General features: G+C 66.3%; 14 protein-coding genes. 5 read left to right on the forward strand and 9 right to left on the reverse strand.

Features of this window, described 5'->3' with window-relative positions; all coding sequences use genetic code 11:
• Positions 1-113: 113 nt before the first annotated feature.
• Positions 114-1,511, forward strand: a complete 1,398-nt coding sequence (mmuP, locus tag CPBF1521_RS07240; RefSeq protein WP_104648329.1) for an S-methylmethionine permease — start codon at positions 114-116, stop codon at positions 1,509-1,511.
• Positions 1,508-2,470: a homocysteine S-methyltransferase gene (gene mmuM, locus CPBF1521_RS07245; protein WP_115676586.1), complete on the forward strand. Its 963-nt coding sequence runs from the start codon at positions 1,508-1,510 to the stop codon at positions 2,468-2,470. Before mmuP ends, mmuM begins: the two co-directional genes overlap by 4 nt.
• Before the next feature lie 187 nt (positions 2,471-2,657).
• Here the strand turns inward: mmuM and CPBF1521_RS07250 are convergent, their stop codons facing one another.
• Complete coding sequence (locus tag CPBF1521_RS07250; RefSeq protein WP_115676587.1) at positions 2,658-4,598, reverse strand: DUF885 domain-containing protein; 1,941 nt, start codon at positions 4,596-4,598, stop codon at positions 2,658-2,660.
• A gap of 151 nt (positions 4,599-4,749) precedes the next feature.
• Between CPBF1521_RS07250 and CPBF1521_RS07255 the strand changes: the two genes are divergently transcribed.
• Entirely contained in the window at positions 4,750-5,622 is an 873-nt protein-coding gene (locus tag CPBF1521_RS07255) for an AraC family transcriptional regulator (RefSeq protein WP_181901145.1), read from the forward strand.
• Here the strand turns inward: CPBF1521_RS07255 and CPBF1521_RS07260 are convergent.
• The 4 genes from CPBF1521_RS07260 to CPBF1521_RS07275 form a co-directional block, all read right to left on the reverse strand.
• Positions 5,586-6,188, reverse strand: a complete 603-nt coding sequence (locus CPBF1521_RS07260) for a LysE family translocator (protein ID WP_166761703.1) — start codon at positions 6,186-6,188, stop codon at positions 5,586-5,588. The two genes, CPBF1521_RS07255 and CPBF1521_RS07260, sit on opposite strands and share 37 nt — an antisense overlap.
• Positions 6,189-6,407: 219 nt before the next feature.
• Entirely contained in the window at positions 6,408-7,184 is a 777-nt protein-coding gene (locus CPBF1521_RS07265; protein ID WP_104583407.1) for a queuosine precursor transporter, read from the reverse strand.
• A 4-nt stretch (positions 7,185-7,188) separates the two neighbouring features.
• A complete protein-coding gene (locus CPBF1521_RS07270; protein WP_115676590.1) occupies positions 7,189-7,863 on the reverse strand; it encodes a DUF502 domain-containing protein in 675 nt (224 codons plus the stop codon).
• Positions 7,864-8,381: 518 nt separating this feature from the next.
• Positions 8,382-9,950 carry an alginate export family protein gene (locus CPBF1521_RS07275; RefSeq protein WP_181901146.1) on the reverse strand — a complete coding sequence of 523 codons (1,569 nt, stop codon included), beginning with the start codon at positions 9,948-9,950 and terminating at the stop codon, positions 8,382-8,384.
• A 333-nt stretch (positions 9,951-10,283) separates the two neighbouring features.
• Between CPBF1521_RS07275 and CPBF1521_RS07280 the strand changes: the two genes are divergently transcribed.
• A complete protein-coding gene (locus CPBF1521_RS07280; protein ID WP_115676592.1) occupies positions 10,284-10,643 on the forward strand; it encodes a PadR family transcriptional regulator in 360 nt (119 codons plus the stop codon).
• A gap of 262 nt (positions 10,644-10,905) precedes the next feature.
• Here the strand turns inward: CPBF1521_RS07280 and CPBF1521_RS07285 are convergent, their stop codons facing one another.
• Entirely contained in the window at positions 10,906-12,213 is a 1,308-nt protein-coding gene (locus tag CPBF1521_RS07285) for a polyhydroxyalkanoate depolymerase (protein WP_181901147.1), read from the reverse strand.
• A 423-nt stretch (positions 12,214-12,636) separates the two neighbouring features.
• The gene (locus CPBF1521_RS07290) at positions 12,637-13,239 is read right to left on the reverse strand and encodes a methyltransferase (protein WP_162490522.1); all 603 of its coding nucleotides are present in this window, start codon (positions 13,237-13,239) and stop codon (positions 12,637-12,639) included.
• A gap of 74 nt (positions 13,240-13,313) precedes the next feature.
• Here CPBF1521_RS07290 and CPBF1521_RS07295 point away from each other — a divergent pair, with 74 nt between their 5' ends.
• Complete coding sequence (locus CPBF1521_RS07295) at positions 13,314-13,760, forward strand: CopD family protein (protein ID WP_104583405.1); 447 nt, start codon at positions 13,314-13,316, stop codon at positions 13,758-13,760.
• Between the two features lie 396 nt (positions 13,761-14,156).
• On the opposite strand, the gene CPBF1521_RS07300 is transcribed toward CPBF1521_RS07295, so the two are convergent.
• On the reverse strand, positions 14,157-15,116 hold the full coding sequence (locus CPBF1521_RS07300; protein WP_053045248.1) for an acetyl-CoA carboxylase carboxyltransferase subunit alpha: 960 nt from the start codon (positions 15,114-15,116) through the stop codon (positions 14,157-14,159).
• Between the two features lie 156 nt (positions 15,117-15,272).
• Complete coding sequence (dnaE, locus tag CPBF1521_RS07305; RefSeq protein WP_115676596.1) at positions 15,273-18,860, reverse strand: DNA polymerase III subunit alpha; 3,588 nt, start codon at positions 18,858-18,860, stop codon at positions 15,273-15,275.
• Positions 18,861-18,892: the final 32 nt, after the last annotated feature.

Consider the following 18,892-nt stretch of genomic DNA (forward strand, 5'->3'; position numbering starts at 1 on the left):
ACATGCCGCATGGCATCCCGCAATACCTGGTTGCGCGTCACGCCTGGCCACTGCATGGCTGTGCTCGCCTGCGCGCGCATGGCAGGATGCGCTGCCACCGATCAGACACGCCGATGCCCGAGCCGTCGTCCAATGCCGCACCGCAATTCCAGCGCAGCATGCAGGTGCGCCATCTGGTGATGCTCTCGCTGGGCGGGGTCATCGGCACCGGGTTGTTCTTCAATACCGGCTACATCATCGCCAGCACCGGCGCGTTGGGCACGGTGATCGCGTATCTGATCGGCGCGCTGGTGGTGTACCTGGTGATGCAATGCCTGGGCGAACTGGCGGTGGCGATGCCGCAGACCGGCGCCTTTCATGTGTATGCCGCGCGGTATCTCGGCCCGGCCACGGGGTACGTGGTGGCGTGGCTGTACTGGCTGACATGGACGGTGGCATTGGGCTCGAGCCTGACCGCGGCGGCGTTCTGCATGCAGTACTGGTTCCCGCACACACCGGCATGGCCGTGGTGCCTATTGTTCTGCGCGCTGATCTTCGCCCTGAACACGGTGTCGGCGCGCTGGTTTGCCGAAGGCGAATTCTGGTTCTCGCTGATCAAGGTGATCACGATCGTGCTGTTCATCGTGCTCGGTGGCGCGGCGGTGATCGGCGTGCTGCCGTTGGCCGATGGGTCGCCGGCGCCGGGATTGCGCCACCTGCGCGCCGACGGCTGGTTTGCGCAAGGCACGCTGCCGATCCTGATGACGATGGTGGCGGTGAACTTTGCCTTTTCCGGCACCGAGTTGATCGGCGTGGCTGCGGGCGAAACCGCGCAGCCGGCGCGCGCGATTCCGCTGGCGATCCGCACCACGCTGGTACGGCTGGTGGTGTTGTTCGTCGGCACCGTACTGGTGCTTGCCGCGTTGCTGCCGGCCGAGCAGGCGGCAGTGGACACCAGCCCGTTCGTGCGCGCGTTCGAGTTGCTGGGCATCCCGTATGCGGCCGATGTGTTGAATGCGGTGATCCTGACCGCGATCCTGTCGGCGGCCAATTCCGGCCTGTATGCGGCCGCGCGCATGCTGTGGTCGCTGGCCAACGAGGGCACGCTGCCGGCGCGGCTCGCAGGCCTGACCCGTCGCGGCATCCCGTTGCCGGCCTTGATACTGAGCATGTTGGGCGGCCTGTTGGCGCTGCTCACCGGCGTCTATGCGGCCGATACCGTGTTCGTGGCGATTTCGGCGGTGTCCGGTTTTGCGGTGGTGGTGGTGTGGCTGAGCATCTGCGCCTCGCATTACGTCTTTCGACGCCAGTTGCTGCGCGACGGCATCGCGCCGGAGAGCCTGGCCTACCGCGCGCCGTGGTATCCGTGGACGCCGCTGCTGGGGTTTGCGCTCTGCCTGCTGGCCTGCATCGGCCTGGCCTTCGATCCGCAGCAGCGCATTGCGCTGTGGTGCGGCATCCCGTTCGTGGCGCTGTGCTACGGCGCCCATGCACTCACCCAATGGCTTGCCAGCAGGAGGCCACACCCATGACGATTCTTCCCCGCCAGCCGCGCGCCGGGGCGCCTTTCAGCCAGGCGCTGCAGCACGACGGCTACGTGCTGCTCGACGGTGCACTTGCCACCGAACTGGAACAACGCGGCTGCGATCTCAACGATGCGCTGTGGTCGGCGCGCGTGCTGATGGAACAGCCGGAGCTGATCTACCAGGTGCATCGCGACTATTTCGCTGCCGGCGCGCAGTGCGCCATCACCGCCAGCTACCAGGCCACGCCGCTGGGCTTTGCCGCGCGCGGGCTGGACCTGGCGCAGTCGCAGGCGCTGATCGCACGCAGCGTGGCCCTGGCTGCACAGGCGCGCGCCGATCATCTGCAGGCGCAACCGCAGGATGCGCCGTTATGGGTGGCCGGGTCGGTCGGGCCGTATGGCGCGTACCTGGCCGATGGCTCGGAATACCGCGGCGATTACGCGCTGCCGCTGGCGCAACTGATGGACTTCCATCGCCCGCGCATTGCCGCGCTGGCCGCAGCTGGCGTGGATGTGCTGGCCTGCGAGACGCTGCCGTCGGCCAGCGAGATCGTCGCGCTGCGGCTGCTGCTGGAGGAATTCCCGCAGCTGCCTGCGTGGTTCTCGTTCACCTTGCGTGATGCGGCGCATTTGAGCGATGGCACGCCGCTGGCGCAGGTCGTGCCGGCGCTGGATGCCTGCGTGCAGGTGATCGCGGTGGGCATCAACTGCATTGCGCTGGAAGACGTCACCGCCGCGCTGCAAAGCCTGTCCGCGCTGACCACGCTGCCGCTGGTGGTGTATCCAAATTCAGGCGAACACTACGACGCCAGCGACAAGCGCTGGCACGCCGGCGCCGCGCAGGCGTGCACCCTGGCCGATCAGCATGCGCAGTGGCTGGCCGCAGGTGCGCGGTTGATCGGCGGCTGCTGCCGCACCACGCCGCGCGACATCGCCGCGCTGGCGGCCGCACGCGTGGCGGGTTGAAACGCAGCCGGTAGAGCAGCGGCGTTGATCGCAGGGCAGGGCCTCGGACGAGCCTGTCAGTCGCGTGTGTGCCACTGGCAGACGCGTCAGGTCGCCTGCGCTTCGGGCCACGCCCACAGGTGACGCGCCTGGTCCGGAGCGCGCTACCTGCGGTTGCTTGACGACCGTGATGCCACGCCAGCTCGCCTCATCCCTTCTGCGTGGCGATCCAGCGCTGGATCTTCTCCTGCAGGATATCCAGCGGCACCGAGCCGTCCTTGAGCACCTCGGTGTGGAAGGCGCGCACATCGAAGCGTGGGCCCAGTTCGCGTTGCGCCTGTTCGCGCAACTGCGCGATCTTCATCTCGCCGACCTTGTACGCCAGCGCCTGGCCGGGAATGGCCATGTAGCGGTCCACCTCGGCCTCGGCATCGGTGCGGGTCATGGCCGAGTTGTTGAGCATGTAGTCGATCGCCTGCGTGCGGGTCCAGCCCTTGCTGTGCAGGCCGGTGTCGGTGACCAGGCGGATCGAGCGCCACAGCGCGTTCTGCAGATAGCCGTAGTAGTTGTACGGGTCCTGATACAGGCCCAGTTCGCGGCCCAGCGATTCGGCGTACAGCCCCCAGCCCTCGATGTAGGCGGTCTCGCCACCCAGGCGGCGGAACTTGGGCAGGTCGGTCAGCTGCTGCTGCAGCCCGAGCTGGAAGTGGTGGCCGGGGATGGCCTCGTGCAGATACAGGCTTTCGGTTTCCCAGGTCCTGCGCGCGTCCAGGTCGGAGGTGTTGACGTAGAACACCCCCGGCGTGCTGCCGTCGCCGCTGGGGCGCATGTACGAGCCGCTGGCGGCCGACTGCGCACGCTGCGGTTCCACCACGCGCACTTCCAGCGCCGGCATGCCCTGGACATTGAACAGGCGCGGCACCGCCGCTTGCACGCGTCCCTGCAGGCCACGGTAATAGCCCAGCAATTCGGTCTCGTTGCGGAACGCGAAGCGCCTGTCGGTCTGCATGAACTTGTAGAACTTGGGCAGGTTGCCGCGGAACCGGACCTGCTTGGCCAGCGCGGCGATCTCGCCCTGCAGCCGCGCCACCTCGTCCAGCCCGGTCTGGTGGATTTGCTCCGGGGTCAGGTCGGAGGTGGTGCTCTGGCGCACGTCGTAGGCGTACCAGGCCGCGCCATTGGGCAGCGCGGTCAGGCCGTCGGTGTCACGGCAGGCGGGCAGGTACTCGGTGGCGATGAAGCCGCGTAGCGCCCGGTACGCCGGCATGATCCGCACTTCGATCAGGCGCTTGTATTCGGCGGTGATGCGCTGCTTGTCGGCCTCGGGCATGTCTGCCGGCAGGTTGCGCACCGGGCCCCAGAACAGGCTGTCTTCGGCATTGCGCGCGATGATCGCATCCAGCTGCGGCAGCACCTTCTGCATCAGGACCTTCGGCTGCACCACGCCGGCCTGCATGCCGGCCCGCATGTTGGTGATGGCCTGGTCGAACAGGTCCGGGATGCCCACCGCACGCCGCGACCAGTTGTCGTAGTCCTTGACGGTCTTGAACGGCTGCGCGCCGGTGCCCGAGCCCAGCACCACCGCGATGCTGGCGATGTTGTAGAACTGGTTGATCGGCAGCATCCAGCTGGGGAACTGCTCGGCCGCCAGTGCGCTGCGCGCATCGCGCACGAAGATCTGGTAGCTGAGCAGGTCCTGCCCGCTCAGGCCGTCCGGCCCCAGCGCCTCGGCCTTGCCCAGCCACAGCACGGTGAAGTCGTGCGACTGCTGCCGGAACGCCGGCGACAGGAAGTTGGGCAGCTGGTCGTTGTAGCGGGTCTCGCCCTGGAAGGTGGCCTGCAGCGGGTTGAGCTTGAGCGAGGCATCCCAGTACTGGTCGTAGAGCAGGTTGAGTTGCTGCGCCTTGGTCAGCACCACCGGGGCGGCCACCGCACGTGGCCTGGGCCTGGCGGCCTTGCCACCCTTGGCGGTCTTCGAGGCCTTGGCTGCCGGCTTGGTGGCCTTCTTGCCCTTGCTCGCCTTCGCGCGCGTTTGCGTGGTCTGTGCCTTGGCGGTCTTCTTCTTGGCCGCATCGGCGGGCGCTGCCACTGACAGGCTCAGTACGGCGGCCAGGGCCAGGGACAGCAGGCGGGAAAAGCTGAGGGGCATTACCGGCTCCGGGAACAAGCGAGCGGGGAGCTTGCCCGATCCGCACCGTTCCGGCCACCCATCGGGCGCACGGGGCGCGCCTGGAATTCATGAAGCCCGCTGCGCATGCCTGCGGCGCGCAGGCATGCTGCAGTGCGATAGGCTTGCGCTCATGCCAAGCGATGAATCGACATGCGGGACCCAGGTGCCCGTGCAGGGTGGGCAGGGTTTCTGGCGCGATCCGGCGTTGCCCTTTGTCGAACTGCGCCAGGTGATCAACAGCCGCAGCCTGTGTTATGCCGCGCATACGCACGAGCAATGGTCGGTGGGCGCGGTCGACCGCGGGCTTGCGCGCTATCGCAATGGACGCGTGAGGGCGCAGGTGTGCGCGCGGTCGCTGACCCTGATCAACCCGGGCGAGGTGCATGCCTGCAATCCGGATCAGCAGCAGGACTGGTCGTTCCGCATGCTGTATCTGGACGTGGCGTGGCTGCGCGAACAACAGCGCGCACTCGGCCTGGCCACCAATGCCGATGTGCACCTGCTGGCGGCGCCGCTGTGCCAGACCCCGGCAGCCTATGCCGCCTTCGACCGCATGCATGCCGTATTGACCGATGGCAATGCCGACGCGCTTGCACGCGAGAGTGCATTGATCGCGTTCGTGGCGCGGCTGCATCTGCATGTGGAGCCGATGAGTCGCGCGCTTGCGGTCGATACCGGGCCGATGCGACGGGTGGCCGAGTATCTGCAGACCCATCACGCGCGTGCGGTATCGCTGCGCGAACTGTGCACGCTGGCCGGGATGCCGGCGCCGCGGCTGATTCGCGGCTTTCGCCAGGCCCACGGGATGACCCCGCATGCGTATCTGCTGGACTGCCGTTTCCAGCGTGCACGCGAGGCCTTGCGGCGTGGCGGAGAGATCGCCGAAGTCGCCTATGCGCATGGCTACGCCGATCAGGCGCATCTGCAGCGCAGCTTCAAACGCGTCTGGGCGGTGACACCGGGGCGTTATCGCAATGCGGTCCCTAGTTCCATCAGCAGATAGACCGCGCTCAGTACAAGCAGTGCGGCCAACACCCGGTTCAAGCGCCGTAGCTGTTTGGGCACCTGCACATGCCGCCGCAGCGCTGCGCCGGCCAGCAACCAGCACGCCAGCGAGGGGTAGCAGACCAGTGCATACACCGCCGCAAAGCCCGCCAGCTGCGTGGTGCCTGCCGTTGCATACAGCGCAACGCCGGAGGTCGCCGCCAACCAGGCCTTGGGGTTGAGCCACTGCATCGCCGCACCGGTCCAGAACGAGGCGGCCGGGCGCGGCCTGGCCGTTTCGATGACGCCATCGTCGCGCAGCAGGCGCCAGGCCATGTAGAGCAGGAACCCCACCCCTGCCAGATGCAAGGCACGGCCGAGCAGCGGCCAGCGCAGCAACACCTGCTGCAGTCCCAGGCCCACCAACAGCAGCAGCGCGACGAAGCCGACGGTGGCGCCGATCACGTGGCCATGCCCGGCACGCGCGCCGGCACTGGCGCCGGTGCTCAGGGCGACCAGGTTGACCGGGCCGGGCGAAATCGAGCACACCAGCGCAAAGCTGGCCATTGCGACAAGATGGTCCATGGCGCGGAATCCGTAGCGGGGCGCACCAGCATGGCTGGCGACCGCAGCCGCGGATTGAACAAAATTTCGATGGGCGGTCGTTGCAGCCGTCGCATGATCGGCAAGCGCAGCGAACGGGCGGCAGGCGGGCTGCGCGCAAGACCGATGTGACGGTTCGATGCCGCCGCCCGGGCGCCGGTGGTTGCCCTGCAGCGATGCGGCCGGCAGGCTTCCGCGTTGTCAGCCGGAGGCGGCTTCTTCGCGTAGCTGCTCGGCGCGCTCGGCGCCCAGGTATGCGCCGATGGCGCGGCGCGCCAGATACAGCAGCGGGATCAGTGCGATCGCAAAGCCCATCTTGTACACGTAGTTGAGCGTGCTCACCGCCAGAAACTGGTCGATGGACCAGTGCTGCGGTCCGAGCACGAAGGCGATGTAGATCACCACGAAGCTGTCCACCAATTGCGACACCGCCGTGGAGCCGGTGGCACGCAGCCACACGTGCTTTTCGCCGGTGGCGCGGCGGATGCGATGGAATACCGACACGTCGATCAACTGGCCGAACAGGAACGCCACCAGCGAGCCGCCGATCGTCCACAGGCCCTGGCCGAACACCGCTGCAAAGGCCGCCTGGTAGTCGGGCACGCCCTGGCCCTGCGCCGCCGTGACCCACCAGGCTGCCGGCGCCAATGCGATCGCGGCAAACGCGAACACGAAGCCGTAGCCGATCAGCACCACCGCCACCCACGAGATGAAACGCACCCCGCGGCTGCCGAAGAACTCGTTGATGGTGTCGGTCATGATGAACACCACCGGCCACAACAAGGTGCCGGCGGTGAAGCTGAGCGAGCCGGTCTGGCCGAACAGGTTCCAGTTCAACGGCGCGATGCCGAGGGTGTCTTCCAGCGCGAAGATCTTGACGCCGATGAACTCGGCCAATGCCGCGTTGACGCAAAAGAACGCGGCCAGCGCAATGAACAGGCGGACCGCACGATCGTCGAGGGTACGCGGCCGTGTCATTGCGTCAGCGATCCGCCGTGCGGGTGAAGGGAACCGAGTCGGGCGCCACTGCGCCGCCGGAGATGATGAAGCTCATGGCCTGATCCACGCTCCAGTCGGTGGGCGTGAGCAGCTCCACCGGCACGATCTCCAGATAGCCGGAGGTCGGGTTGGGCGTGGTCGGCACATACACCGCCGCCAGCTCGCGGCCGGTGCCCTGTTCCTTGATCACCCGCGTGACCAGGCCGATCGACTTCATGTCGCGATGCGGGAAGTCGATCAGCACCACGCGTTGGGTGCTGCCGGGCTGGGTCTGCAGGATGTCGAGCAATTTGCGCGCGCTGTCGTAGACCACGCTGGCCAGCGGGATGCGCCGCATGATCGCCTCGAACCAGCGCAGCAGGCGCTGGCCGATCACGCGCCGGCTCAGGATGCCGACGAACAGGATCACGCCCACGGTGGCGATCAGCGCGATGGTGTTCTGCACCCACAGCGCCTTGATCCAGCCCAGATAATCGGGGAACGAGGCGGCGATGCGTTCGGACAGCGGCACCACCCACGGGCTGCTGATGCCCGACAACAGCGAGAAGACGAACTTCACCACCACCCAGGTCAACCAGACCGGCAGCAGGGTGAGCAAGCCGGTCAGGAAGACCCGTTGCAGGGAAGGGCGGGAATGCGGGGTGAGAGATTCGGACATGCGCGCATTGTAGGCATTCGGTCGTGCCCGGTGCAGGTGAGGCGGGGATTTGGGATTGGGCATTGGGGATTCGTAAAAGATGCACTGCTGCGTGCTGAAAGGTCGCCCTCAGGCAGTGACACTTCGCGTGCGCAAGGCGGTAGCAGGTCGCTTCCTCATCCCGCCGGAGAGAAGGGACTCACGGCACTGGAGGCGCGTATGACAGCCGCGACCGCCTGGGCGACTGGGCTGATGCTGCTGCGCTCAAGCCAAACATGGCTTTCGGTTGGGGGGCGGTGGTGTGGTGTCTCGGCAAGGCGGGGGCGCGGTTGTCCGTCGAACGCAATCGGTCGTACAAGTAGGCGAAGGCCTCGCTCGCCAGATGCCTGCAGCCTGCGAAAAACGCGTGGTCATCAGACAGGCCAAGGCTTAGAAACCAACATGCCGCGCCCTTGCGGGACGCGGCATGTGATCGAGTACGCGTTAAAACAGAACGCTCGCACATCGAGTCAGCAGATTGCAGTGCCGGCAAACGGCGTTCAGAACCGGAAGTTCAACCAGCCCATGACGAAGGTCGAATCGCCGTAGCCGGCTTTTTCGAGCGCGGGCCCTGCCATCAGGTGTTCGGCGCGGAAGGTCACCGACCAGTTCGGGTCGATGTTCCAGGTGGCGTTGATGCGCGGCATGGTGCCGATGCGGCGCTCGCCGGTGTTCTGCGTGCGTGCGTAGGCGCGTGCCTGGTTGTTGTAGATCGCATCGCTGGTGGTCTGGCGCCACAGGGTTTCCCATTCCAGGTTCACCGTGAGCTTGGATGTGGGCGAGAAGGTGAACGTGGGCGCGGCGGTGACCAGGTTGACCGGGCCGAAGAACGTCGCCCAGCTGAAGTAGATCGTATTGCCGTACAGGAAGTTGTTGTTGCGCAGCGTGCCGGTGCCGGAGGTGCCGCCGCCACCGGAGGCGATTTCGCTATGGAAGCCCAGGCGCGGCTTCCAGCCGTTGTCGCTCAGCGTCCACGCATTGGAGGTGCTGGCCATGTAGGCACGCAGGTCGCGCCCGCCGTAGCTGCCGCGCTGCACGGTCACGAACGAGTCGGTGCGCAGCTTGCCCACATTGCCCCACAGGCGCAGCCCGTAGTAGTTGCGGTTTTCTTCGGCGGTCTGCCGGCCCCAGACCTGGTTGTCGTTGCGGAACTGATAGAAGAACGGCTCCAGATACATCGGCTTGGCGGTCGGCATGCGCCAGCCGCCGACCACGCCGCGGAAGTGCCGCGAGCGGTCGATGCGATCATCGCCCAGTCCCTCGGTGCCATCCAGGTTGAAGTTGAAATCGAACAGGTCCACGCGGGTCTTTTCGCCGATCGCCCAGGCGCGCACACCGTTGAAGGTCACGAAGATGTCGGTGTTGTCGCGCAAGGCCATCAGCGTGGTGGGGCCATCGACAAACACCTGGCGGCCCACGCGCAGGCCGAGGTCGGCATCATTGACGCGTCCTTTCACATCGAAAAACACCTGCTGCAGGATCGCGTTGTTTTCCTGCGTACCGGTCTTGGCGCCCTCGTTGCGTCCATCCAGGCTGCCGTGCGCCAGTTCCGTGTACAGACGGAAGTGCTCGCCAATATGGAAGTCGGCACCGAAGAACGCGCGCAACAGGTACTGCTGCTGCGAGTGGCTGCCGGGAATCAGACCGGGATTGGTGATGGTATTGCTGCGCACGCGCAGTTCGTTGCTGAGCGAGACATACACATCGCCCGATTCATTGAACGGAATGTACTTGAGCGGATCGAACGGGCTCTTGCGCTTGGATGGATCCTTCAGATACGACCAGTCCTCGGCCCAACGCACCTGCCACATGTTGCCGCCCTGCTTGGCTCCCCAGCCCTGCGCTTCGAGCGGATACCCCTTGGCGGGCGCGGGCGCCGCAGGAGCGGCGGGCGCGGCGGGCGCGGCCTTCGCCGGTTCCGGCTGGGTCTGCTCGGCATTGACCGGCGCGGTCTGCGCCTGCGCAAACCCCAGTGCCGGCAGTGACAACCCGATCGCCAAGCACAGGCACCGGGTGGCGCCAAAGGAAGTTTCAGCCATGGCCGGCTGTGCCAAGCGTGCTAGTCGCATCGTGTCGCCCTATCGAAAAAGTGAGTCGTCTGAGCAAGTGGTATCGGCCCAGTGGGCAATGACTGTAGTGGAGCGCTGCCGCAAAGGGAGTAACCCAATGGTTCTAAGCACATGAGCGGGGATTGGGGAGTCGGGATTGGGGATTCGCAAAAGCGGGCCTGCAAATAACGCGCCAGGTCTTCTTCAGTTCGCTTGAGTCGGTTTAAGGAAATTCTCGGTTGCTTGCCTTTGCAAATCCCCAATCCCGATTTTCCTATCCCGGCCCGTGACTACCGACATATTCGCTATTCCTAACTCGCAATAGCATTGCCTTCGACCTGGTGGAGCTGGCCGATGAGCGAATCCGATGCCTGCCTGCGGACATTCCAGAAGGAGCTGAGTGCCGGCACGGTGTCGCTGGCCTTGCTGGCAGTGCTGGCGCAGGCCGATGCGCCGCTGTACGGCTATCTGATCGCCAAGCGGCTGGAGCGGCTGGGCGGCGTGCTCAGCGGCAAGCAGAGCGCGCTGTATCCGGTGCTGCGCAATCTGGACGGCGCAGGGCTGCCGCACAGCCATGTCGAGCCCTCCGCGTCCGGGCCGCCGCGGCGCTACTACCGCATCGCCCAAACCGGGCGTGATTGCCTGCGCGACTGGAGCGCCGCCTGGCGCGCCCCCCGCGATTCGGTTGACGCAGTGCTGGAGGGGACCCACTGATGACAGGCACGTCCGTTGCCGGCCACCATTCCCGGTGACCTTGTGCAAGTGCGCCAGCCCTGGCCTGCGCGGACCCGGCGACGCTCCAGGATGCGCTCCACGATGCCGAACCGGGAAGGGTTCATGGCACTCCTGCGGGCGGTGAGGGCGGTGAGGGCACCGCGCACGCGACCAGTCCTCTGGGTTGGCGCGAACCAGGCATCTGCGCATAAAAAAAACGCCCCTCGATCGGTCTCGATCGAGGGGCGTTTTTTGTTGCAGGTCAAGCGCGTTTGCCGCGCTTGCGGATCGGGGTGACGGTGGCCGGATCGCGGCTGCCCACCGGGTCGGCATCGTAGCGAGCGATGAATTCGCGCACCTGCGGGTACACCACTTCGCGCCAGCGGCGGCCGCTGAAGATACCGTAGTGGCCGGCACCTTCCACCACCAGATGGCGGCGATGCGCCGCGTCGATCCCGGTGCACAGATCGTGCACCGCTTCGGTCTGGCCGAGGCCGGCGATATCGTCCAGTTCGCCTTCGATGCTGAGCAGCGCGGTGTTGCGGATCGCCGAGGGCTTGACCAGCTGGCCATCCACTTTCCACTTGCCCTGCGGCAGCAGGAAGTCCTGGAACACCACGCGAATGGTGTCCAGGTAATACTCGGCCGGCATGTCGAGCACGGCGTTGTATTCGTCGTAGAACTGCCGGTGCGCCTGCGCGTCCTGCAGATCGCCCTTGACCAGGTCGGTGTAGAAATCCCAGTGCGACATCACGTGCCGATTGGGGTTCATCGACAGGAAGCCGGCGTGCTGCAGGAAGCCCGGATACACCTGCCGGCCATGGCCCGGATACGGGAACGGCACGGTGTGGATCAGGTTGTTCTGGAACCACTCGATGCCGTTCTCGGTAGCCAGGTTGTTGACCTGGGTCGGGCTGCGGCGCGCATCGATCGGCCCGCCCATCATCACCAGCGAGCGCGGCGTGGGCTCATCGTTGGTGGCCATCAGCGACACCGCCGCAAGCACCGGCACGGTGGGCTGGCACACGCTCACCACGTGCAGGCGCTCGGCGCCGATGTGACGGATGAACTCCTGGATGTAGTTGATGTAGTCCTCGAGCCGGAAGGCACCGGCTTCCAGCGGCACCATGCGCGCGTCCACCCAGTCGGTCACGTAGACCTTGTGGTTGCGCAGCAGCGTGCGCACGGTGTCGCGCAGCAGGGTGGCGTGGTGGCCGGACAACGGCGCCACCACCAGCACGGCCGGCTGTTGCTTCATCGTGCCGATCAACTCGACATGGTCGCTGAAACGCTTGAAGCGCAGCAGGCGGCAGAACGGCTTGCTCAGCACTTCACGTTCGATGATCGGCAGCGAGTGGCCGTCGACCTCGACATCGTCCAGCGCCCAGGCCGGCTTTTCGTACTCCTTGCCCAGTCGATGGAACAGCTCATTGCTGGCCGCCATGCGTTCGGCGCCCGGGAGCGAGGCCCACAGACTGTCGGGGTCGGAAAACATCTTGGCGTTCGCCTGGGCCTGGTGCACCCAAGGCGCTAGCAGATTGCGGGTCAGCTCGTGCAATTGATAAAGCATTCCACCCATCCGTGCGGCTCTTTGCTGCCGCGCAGCATACCCCCTTTGGCGCATTTGCACCTTAATGGGGCTGCGGACGGTAGAGGCTGTCATCCAAGCTGTGGCAGGCGCGAGCGCCCTGATTTGCCGCGATTTTACGTTGCCGCCATCGGAGATACGTCGGACGACGGCGCCGCGCTGGAAGTGCGCGTTCTCGCAGAGCCGTGCGGACTGCCTGGCAGGCTCCTCTGCCTGCGGGGAGGGGCGAGGGGGGAGGCCCACACGCACTCAACTTCCACCAGGCTTCGTGCGTACCCTCATCTGCCCCTGCGGGGCACCTTCTCCCGGCGGGAGAAGGAAGTAAGGCCGCTTTCTTGGTGGCGGGAGGGCGCGCGGCGAAGCCACTCGCCTCGCCATGTGTGCCTCAGCCGGCCAACGTCCTGCTCAGCCGCGCTCCAACGCAGACGCCTCATCGGCCAATTGCGGCGACAACCAGCAGTGCGAACCGAGTGCAGCAAACCCCACGCCGGCGAAGCGGCGCCGATACCAGCGCGCCGGCCGCGCCTGAAAACCCTCGTGGTCGCCCTCGAAGGCGTCTTCTTCGGCAAATGTCTCCAGAAACGCCACGCCCGCGCACATCTCGGCCAGCCCCGGCAGCCCCTGGTTGAACTCGCGGGTGGGCACGTAATGCAGCACGTCCGAGCAGATCAGCAGATCCACCGGCGCGCAGGGGCGCAGCCAGGCGAAATCGCCGAAGCGGGCAGGATGGATCTGCCGGCTGCGCCCGTAACGCTGTACCGCATAGGCGCTGCTGTCGAAGCCCAGATAGCTCAGCCTGGGGCGCAAGGCCAACAATGGCGCGCGCCAGGCCGCCTCGCCACAACCGATATCCAGCACGCTGCGGATCGGGCGCTCCAGGTAGTACTCGGCCTGGCTCACCGCCAGTGCGACCTTGCGTCGCAGGCGCGCAGGGTCGGCCAGCCCCGCATCCCTGTACCAGCGGCGGAAATAGTGGGCGTCGTACTGCTTGTCGTCGGGTTCGGACATGGACTTCAGGTGCTTTCGCATGAGCGGATGGGTGAAAATGCGGGCCATCCTACGCCAGCCAGCGAAGCCAGCACATGACCCTGTACCTGTGGATCAAGACCTTCCATCTGTTGTTCGTCACTGCGTGGATGGCGGCGGTGTTCTACCTACCACGCATCCTGGTCAATATCGCCGAAGCCGGTGCCGAGCCTGCGGTACGCACACGCCTGGTGCTGATGGGGCGCCGCCTCTACAGATTCGGCCACAGCATGCTGGGCCTGGCGCTGCTGCTGGGCGCGGTGCTGTGGCAGGGCTATCGGGTGATTCCGGATTTTCCGACGATGGTGGCCGGTGGCTGGCTGCACGCAAAACTGTTTGCGGTGGCCTTGATCCTGGCGCATTACATCGTGGCCGGGCGCTGGTTGAAGGGCGTGGATCAGGGCCGCAGCCTGCCCAGCGGTCGCGCGCTGCGGCTGTTCAATGAAGTGCCGGTGGTGTTGCTGGTCGCGGTCATCTGGCTGGTGCTGGCCAAGCCGTTCTGAGCGTTGTTGAAGTACAGGCAGCGCGTGCGTTTGCCTGACGCAGTCGATGCGCCGCCGACGATGGTGATGCGACCCCGCGGGGTGCAGGCCGGCACCGCGCGCCGATGGAGGACATCACCTGGGCGCGCAGTGGCCGACACGCATGGGAGACAAGCCGGGATCCGGCGACGTCTGCGGCCGCACACCTGGATCAACACCGCCAGGAACGCGAACGCGATCAGGATGAAGATCCAGTACAGCGCCCGCCTGCTGAGTACGACAAGCGCGCAGCAGGCGGCCTGCAACACCGGTGACAGGAGAGGCAGGGCTTATTGAGACCAGGTCCTTCCTCGATGACCAATCGTCTTGCTGGCTGGCGATGGTGCACGCAGCACCATCGCCTCGACGTATCGCCGATCAGTTGCCTTCGTAGGCACCGTAGCTGCGCAGGCGCTCGTAACGACGCTGCAGCAGGCCTTCGACCGGCAGCTTTTCCAGCGCTTCCAGCTCATTGAGCAACACGGCCTTGAGGCGCTTGCCCATCTGTTCGGGATTGCGATGCGCGCCGCCGGTGGGTTCGCGGATCACCTTGTCGACCAGGCCCAGGCCCTTCAGGCGCTTGGCGGTCAGGCCGAGCTGCTCGGCGGCGTCCTTGGCCTTGGCCGCGTCCTTCCACAGGATCGAAGCGCAGCCTTCGGGCGAGATCACCGAATAGGTGCCGTATTCCAGCATCAAGGTGCGGTCGCCCACGCCGATCGCCAGCGCGCCGCCGGAGCCGCCTTCGCCGATCACGGTGCAGATCACCGGCACTTTCAGTTCGGCCATCTCCAGCAGGTTGCGCGCGATCGCTTCGGACTGGCCGCGTTCCTCGGCACCGATACCGGGGTAGGCGCCCGGGGTGTCGATGAAGGTCAGCAGCGGCAGGCGGAAACGCTCGGCCAGCTTCATCAGGCGCAGCGCCTTGCGGTAGCCCTCCGGACGCGGCATGCCGAAGTTGCGGGCGACCTTGCTCTTGGTGTCGCGGCCCTTCTGGTGACCGATGATCACCACCGCGCGGCCATCGATGCGGCCCAGGCCCCCGACGATCGCCTTGTCGTCGGCATAGGCGCGGTCGCCGGCCAGTTCCTGGAATTCGTCGCAGATGGTGTTGATGTAGTCCAGCGTGTACGGGCGCTGCGGATGGCGCGCCAGCTGCGAGACCTGCCAGGCCGACAGGTCGCGGAAGATCTGTGCGGTACGCACGCGCAGCTTGTCGCGCAGCGCACGCACCTCGGTGTCCACGTTGACTGCAGGACCGGTACTGGCCTTGCGCAGTTCCTGGATCTTTGCTTCCAGATCGGCGATGGGTTGCTCGAAGTCGAGGTAGTTAGGATTCATGCAGTGGTGTCGTCGACGTAAGGCGGGGAGTGTAGCCGAATGCGTCCGATGAACCCGTACGGTGGGGTTAGGAGAATCGGGAATCGGGAATGGGGAATCAAAGCAGGGCGGATGGCGGCCTCGCTTTTGCGATTCCCCATTCCCGACTCCCCATCCTCAAGCCCACGGAGGGCTGTACTTGATCTTCAAGGTCCGCACTGCGGGGTCGGCACGCAGGTTGTCCATCAGCTGCTGGTCGATCCGCACCGAGTGGCTGCCGTTGAGGTCGAGCATGCCGGCCACGCCACCGGTCGGGGCGCGCAGCAGCAGGTCCAGGCGCAGGGGGGTCTTGCCGGGGCGGTGCTTGGCCAGCAGCGCGTCGATGCGCTTCCAGGCCTGTTTCTCGCGCAGGTCCAGGCGCAGCGACAGGCGTTGTGCGTGGTCGGCGCAGATCTGCTCGTAGTCCCAGCATTGGCGGATGCGCAGGCTGTAGCCGCCGTTGAATTCGTCCTCGCGCAGGCCGCCCTTGACGATCAGGATGCGGTCGCGGGTGAGCAGATGCCCGAACTCGGCCATCGCATCGGAGAACGCGCTGCATTCGACCCGGCCACGGCCGTCTTCGAGCTGCACGAACACCTGGCTGTCGCCCTTGCGCCGCACGCCGATCACCTGGCCGGCCAGGATCGCGCTGACTTCCGGGCGCCAGGCGCGTTTTTCGCCATCGCCACCGCCGCCACCGCCGCGTTGTTGCGAGGCGAGGATCTTCTCCAGCGCGCCCAGGTCGCAGCCGACCAGCTCGCGTACTTCGTCGCGGTGCGGGTCGAACGGGTGACCGCTGAGATAGAAGCCCAGCGTTTCGCGCTCGCCGGTGAGCAACTGGCCCAGCGGCCATTCCTTGCTTTCGGGCAGGTCCAGACGCAGCGCCGGTGCGCTCGGGTCCGGCCCGCCGAACAGCGAGTTCTGGCCCGAGGCGCGTTCGCGCGCCAACTGCTCGGTGGCCTTGACCACTTCCGGCAGCTGCAGCATCAGCGAGGCGCGGTTCTTGCCCAGCCCGTCCATCGCGCCGGCGTTGATCATCGCTTCCAGCGTGCGCCGGTTGAGCTTGGCGGTGCCCACGCGCGTGCAGAAATCCAGCAAGGTGGTGTAGGGGCCGCCGCGCTGGCGTTCTTCGACGATCGCCTCGCAGGCGCCCTGGCCGACACCCTTGATCGCGCCCAGGCCGTACTGGATGGTGTCCGGGCTGGCGGCCTCGAACATGTAGGCCGACTCGTTGACGCGCGGTGGCTTGACGGTCAGGCCAAGATTGCGCACCTCGTCGAGAAAGCCCACCACCTTGTCGGTGTTGTCCATGTCCGAGGACAGCGTCGCGGCCATGAATTCGGCCGGGTAATGCCGTTTCAGCCAGGCGGTCTGGTAGCTGACCAGCGCGTAGGCGGCGGCGTGCGACTTGTTGAAGCCGTAGCCGGCGAACTTCTCCATCAGGTCGAAGATTTCGTCGGCCTTGGCCGCGCTCACTCCGCCCTTGGCCGCGCCTTCGCGGAAGATCTCGCGGTGCTTGGCCATTTCGGCCGGCACCTTCTTGCCCATCGCGCGGCGCAGCAGGTCGGCGCCGCCCAGCGAATAATCGCCGACGATCTGCGCCATCTGCATCACCTGCTCCTGGTACACCATGATGCCGTAGGTGTCCTTGAGGATGACTTCGGTGCGCGGATCCGGGTAGACGATCTCCTGCTGGCCGTGCTTGCGCGCGTTGAAGTCCGGGATCAGGTCCATCGGGCCGGGGCGGTACAGCGACACCAGCGCGATCAGGTCTTCGAAACGGTCCGGGCGCGCGTCCTTGAGCAGGCGGCGCATGCCCGAGGATTCGAACTGGAACACCGCGCCGGTATTGCCCGAGGCGAATACGCCCTTGTAGGTGGGGGCATCGTCGAGCGGAATGGCGCTGATGTCGACCGGGTCGATGCCGGCGCGTGCGTGGCGCACGTTGATCGCCTTGACCGCCCAATCGATGATGGTCAGCGTGCGCAGGCCGAGGAAGTCGAACTTGACCAGGCCGACCGCTTCGACGTCGTCCTTGTCGAACTGGGTGACCTGGTTCTTGCCGCGTCCGTCTTGGTCGTGTTCGGCGAACAGCGGGCAGAACTCGGAGAGCGGCTCGGGCGCGATCACCACGCCGCCGGCGTGCTTGCCGGCGTTGCGGGTGAGGTCCTCGAGCTGACGGGCCAGATCCATCAGGTCGCGTACGTCGTCCTCGACCTGGTAGCGCTGGATCAGGTCCGGCGAGGCCATCTCCGAGTCCTTGCCTTCGCCCATCGCATCCTTGAGCGTGATGCCCAGGATGTTGGGGATCAGCTTGGCGACGCTGTCAACCAGACCGTAGCTGAAGCCGAGCACGCGCCCGGCGTCGCGCACCACCGCCTTGGCCGCCATGGTGCCGTAGGTGATGATCTGGCTGACCCGGTCGCGGCCGTACTTGCGCGCCACGTAGTCGATCACCTCGTCGCGGCGATCCATGCAGAAGTCGATGTCGAAGTCGGGCATCGACACGCGTTCCGGGTTGAGGAAGCGCTCGAACAGCAGGTTGTACGGCAGCGGATCCAGATCGGTGATCTGCAGCGCCCAGGCCACCAGCGAGCCGGCACCGGAACCGCGGCCCGGGCCGATCGGAATGCCCTGGTTCTTGCCCCACTGGATGAAGTCGGCCACGATCAGGAAGTAGCCGGGAAAGCCCATCTTGATGATGGTGTCCAGCTCGAATTCCAGCCGGTCGACATAGTCCTGGCGGGTCTTGCCGGGCGCGATCGGGTTCTTTTCCAGGCGTGCGGCCAGGCCCGCGCGCGACTGGCTGCGGATCCAGCTGTCCAGCGTCTCGTCTTCCGGCACCGGGTAGGCGGGCAGGAAGTAGGTACCCAGGCGCATCTCGATGTTGCAGCGCTGTGCCAGCGCCAGCGTGTTGTCGATCGCGTCGGGCACGTCGGCGAACAGCGCGGCCATTTCGTCGCCGGACTTCAGGTATTGCTGGTCGCTGTAGTCGCGCGGACGTTTGGGATCGTCGAGCACGCGGCCGGAGGAAATGCACACCCGCGCCTCGTGGGCATTGAAGTCGCTGGCGTACAGGAAGCGCACATCGTTGCTGGCCACCACCGGCAGGCCGCGCACACCGGCCGCATGCAGCGCGAACTGGTTGAAGCGTTCCTCGCCCTCGCGCCCGGTGCGGGTCAGTTCCAGGTGCAGGCCATCGCCGAACACGCGCTGCCAGTCGGCCAGTTGCTGCTCGGCCAGGTCGGCGCGGCCCTCGCCGAACAGGCGCCCGGCCAGGCTGTCACGCCCGGCCAGGGCGAACAGGTTGGCGTGGCCGCTCTGCAGCCACTCCGGGTGGATCGCCACGCCGCCTTCGGGGCGGTGGCCTTCCATCCAGGCGCGGGTCAGCAGGCGCGACAGGCTCAGGTAGCCTTCGCGGTCCCGGCACAGCAGGGTCATGCGCCAGGGCGTCATGTCCGGGGTGGCGATCATCACGTCGGCGCCGGCGATCGGCTTGATGCCCACGCCTTCGGCGGCCTTGTAGAACTTGACCAGCGCGAACAGGTTGTTGAGGTCGGTGACCGCCAGCGCGGGCATGTCGAGTTCGACCGCGCGGCTCAGCAGGTTGGCCTGCTTGGCCTTTTTCGGGTCAGCCTGATCCGGTTTCTCGGGCACACGGATGGTGGAATCCGCCAGCGAGAACTCGGTGTGGACGTGCAGATGGACGAAGCGGGAAGTGGACATGCGAGACCGGAATAATGCGTGGTCAGGGTAGC

It is taken from the genome of Xanthomonas euroxanthea, from assembly GCF_900476395.1.
GTDB classification, from domain to species: Bacteria; Pseudomonadota; Gammaproteobacteria; order Xanthomonadales; family Xanthomonadaceae; genus Xanthomonas; species Xanthomonas euroxanthea.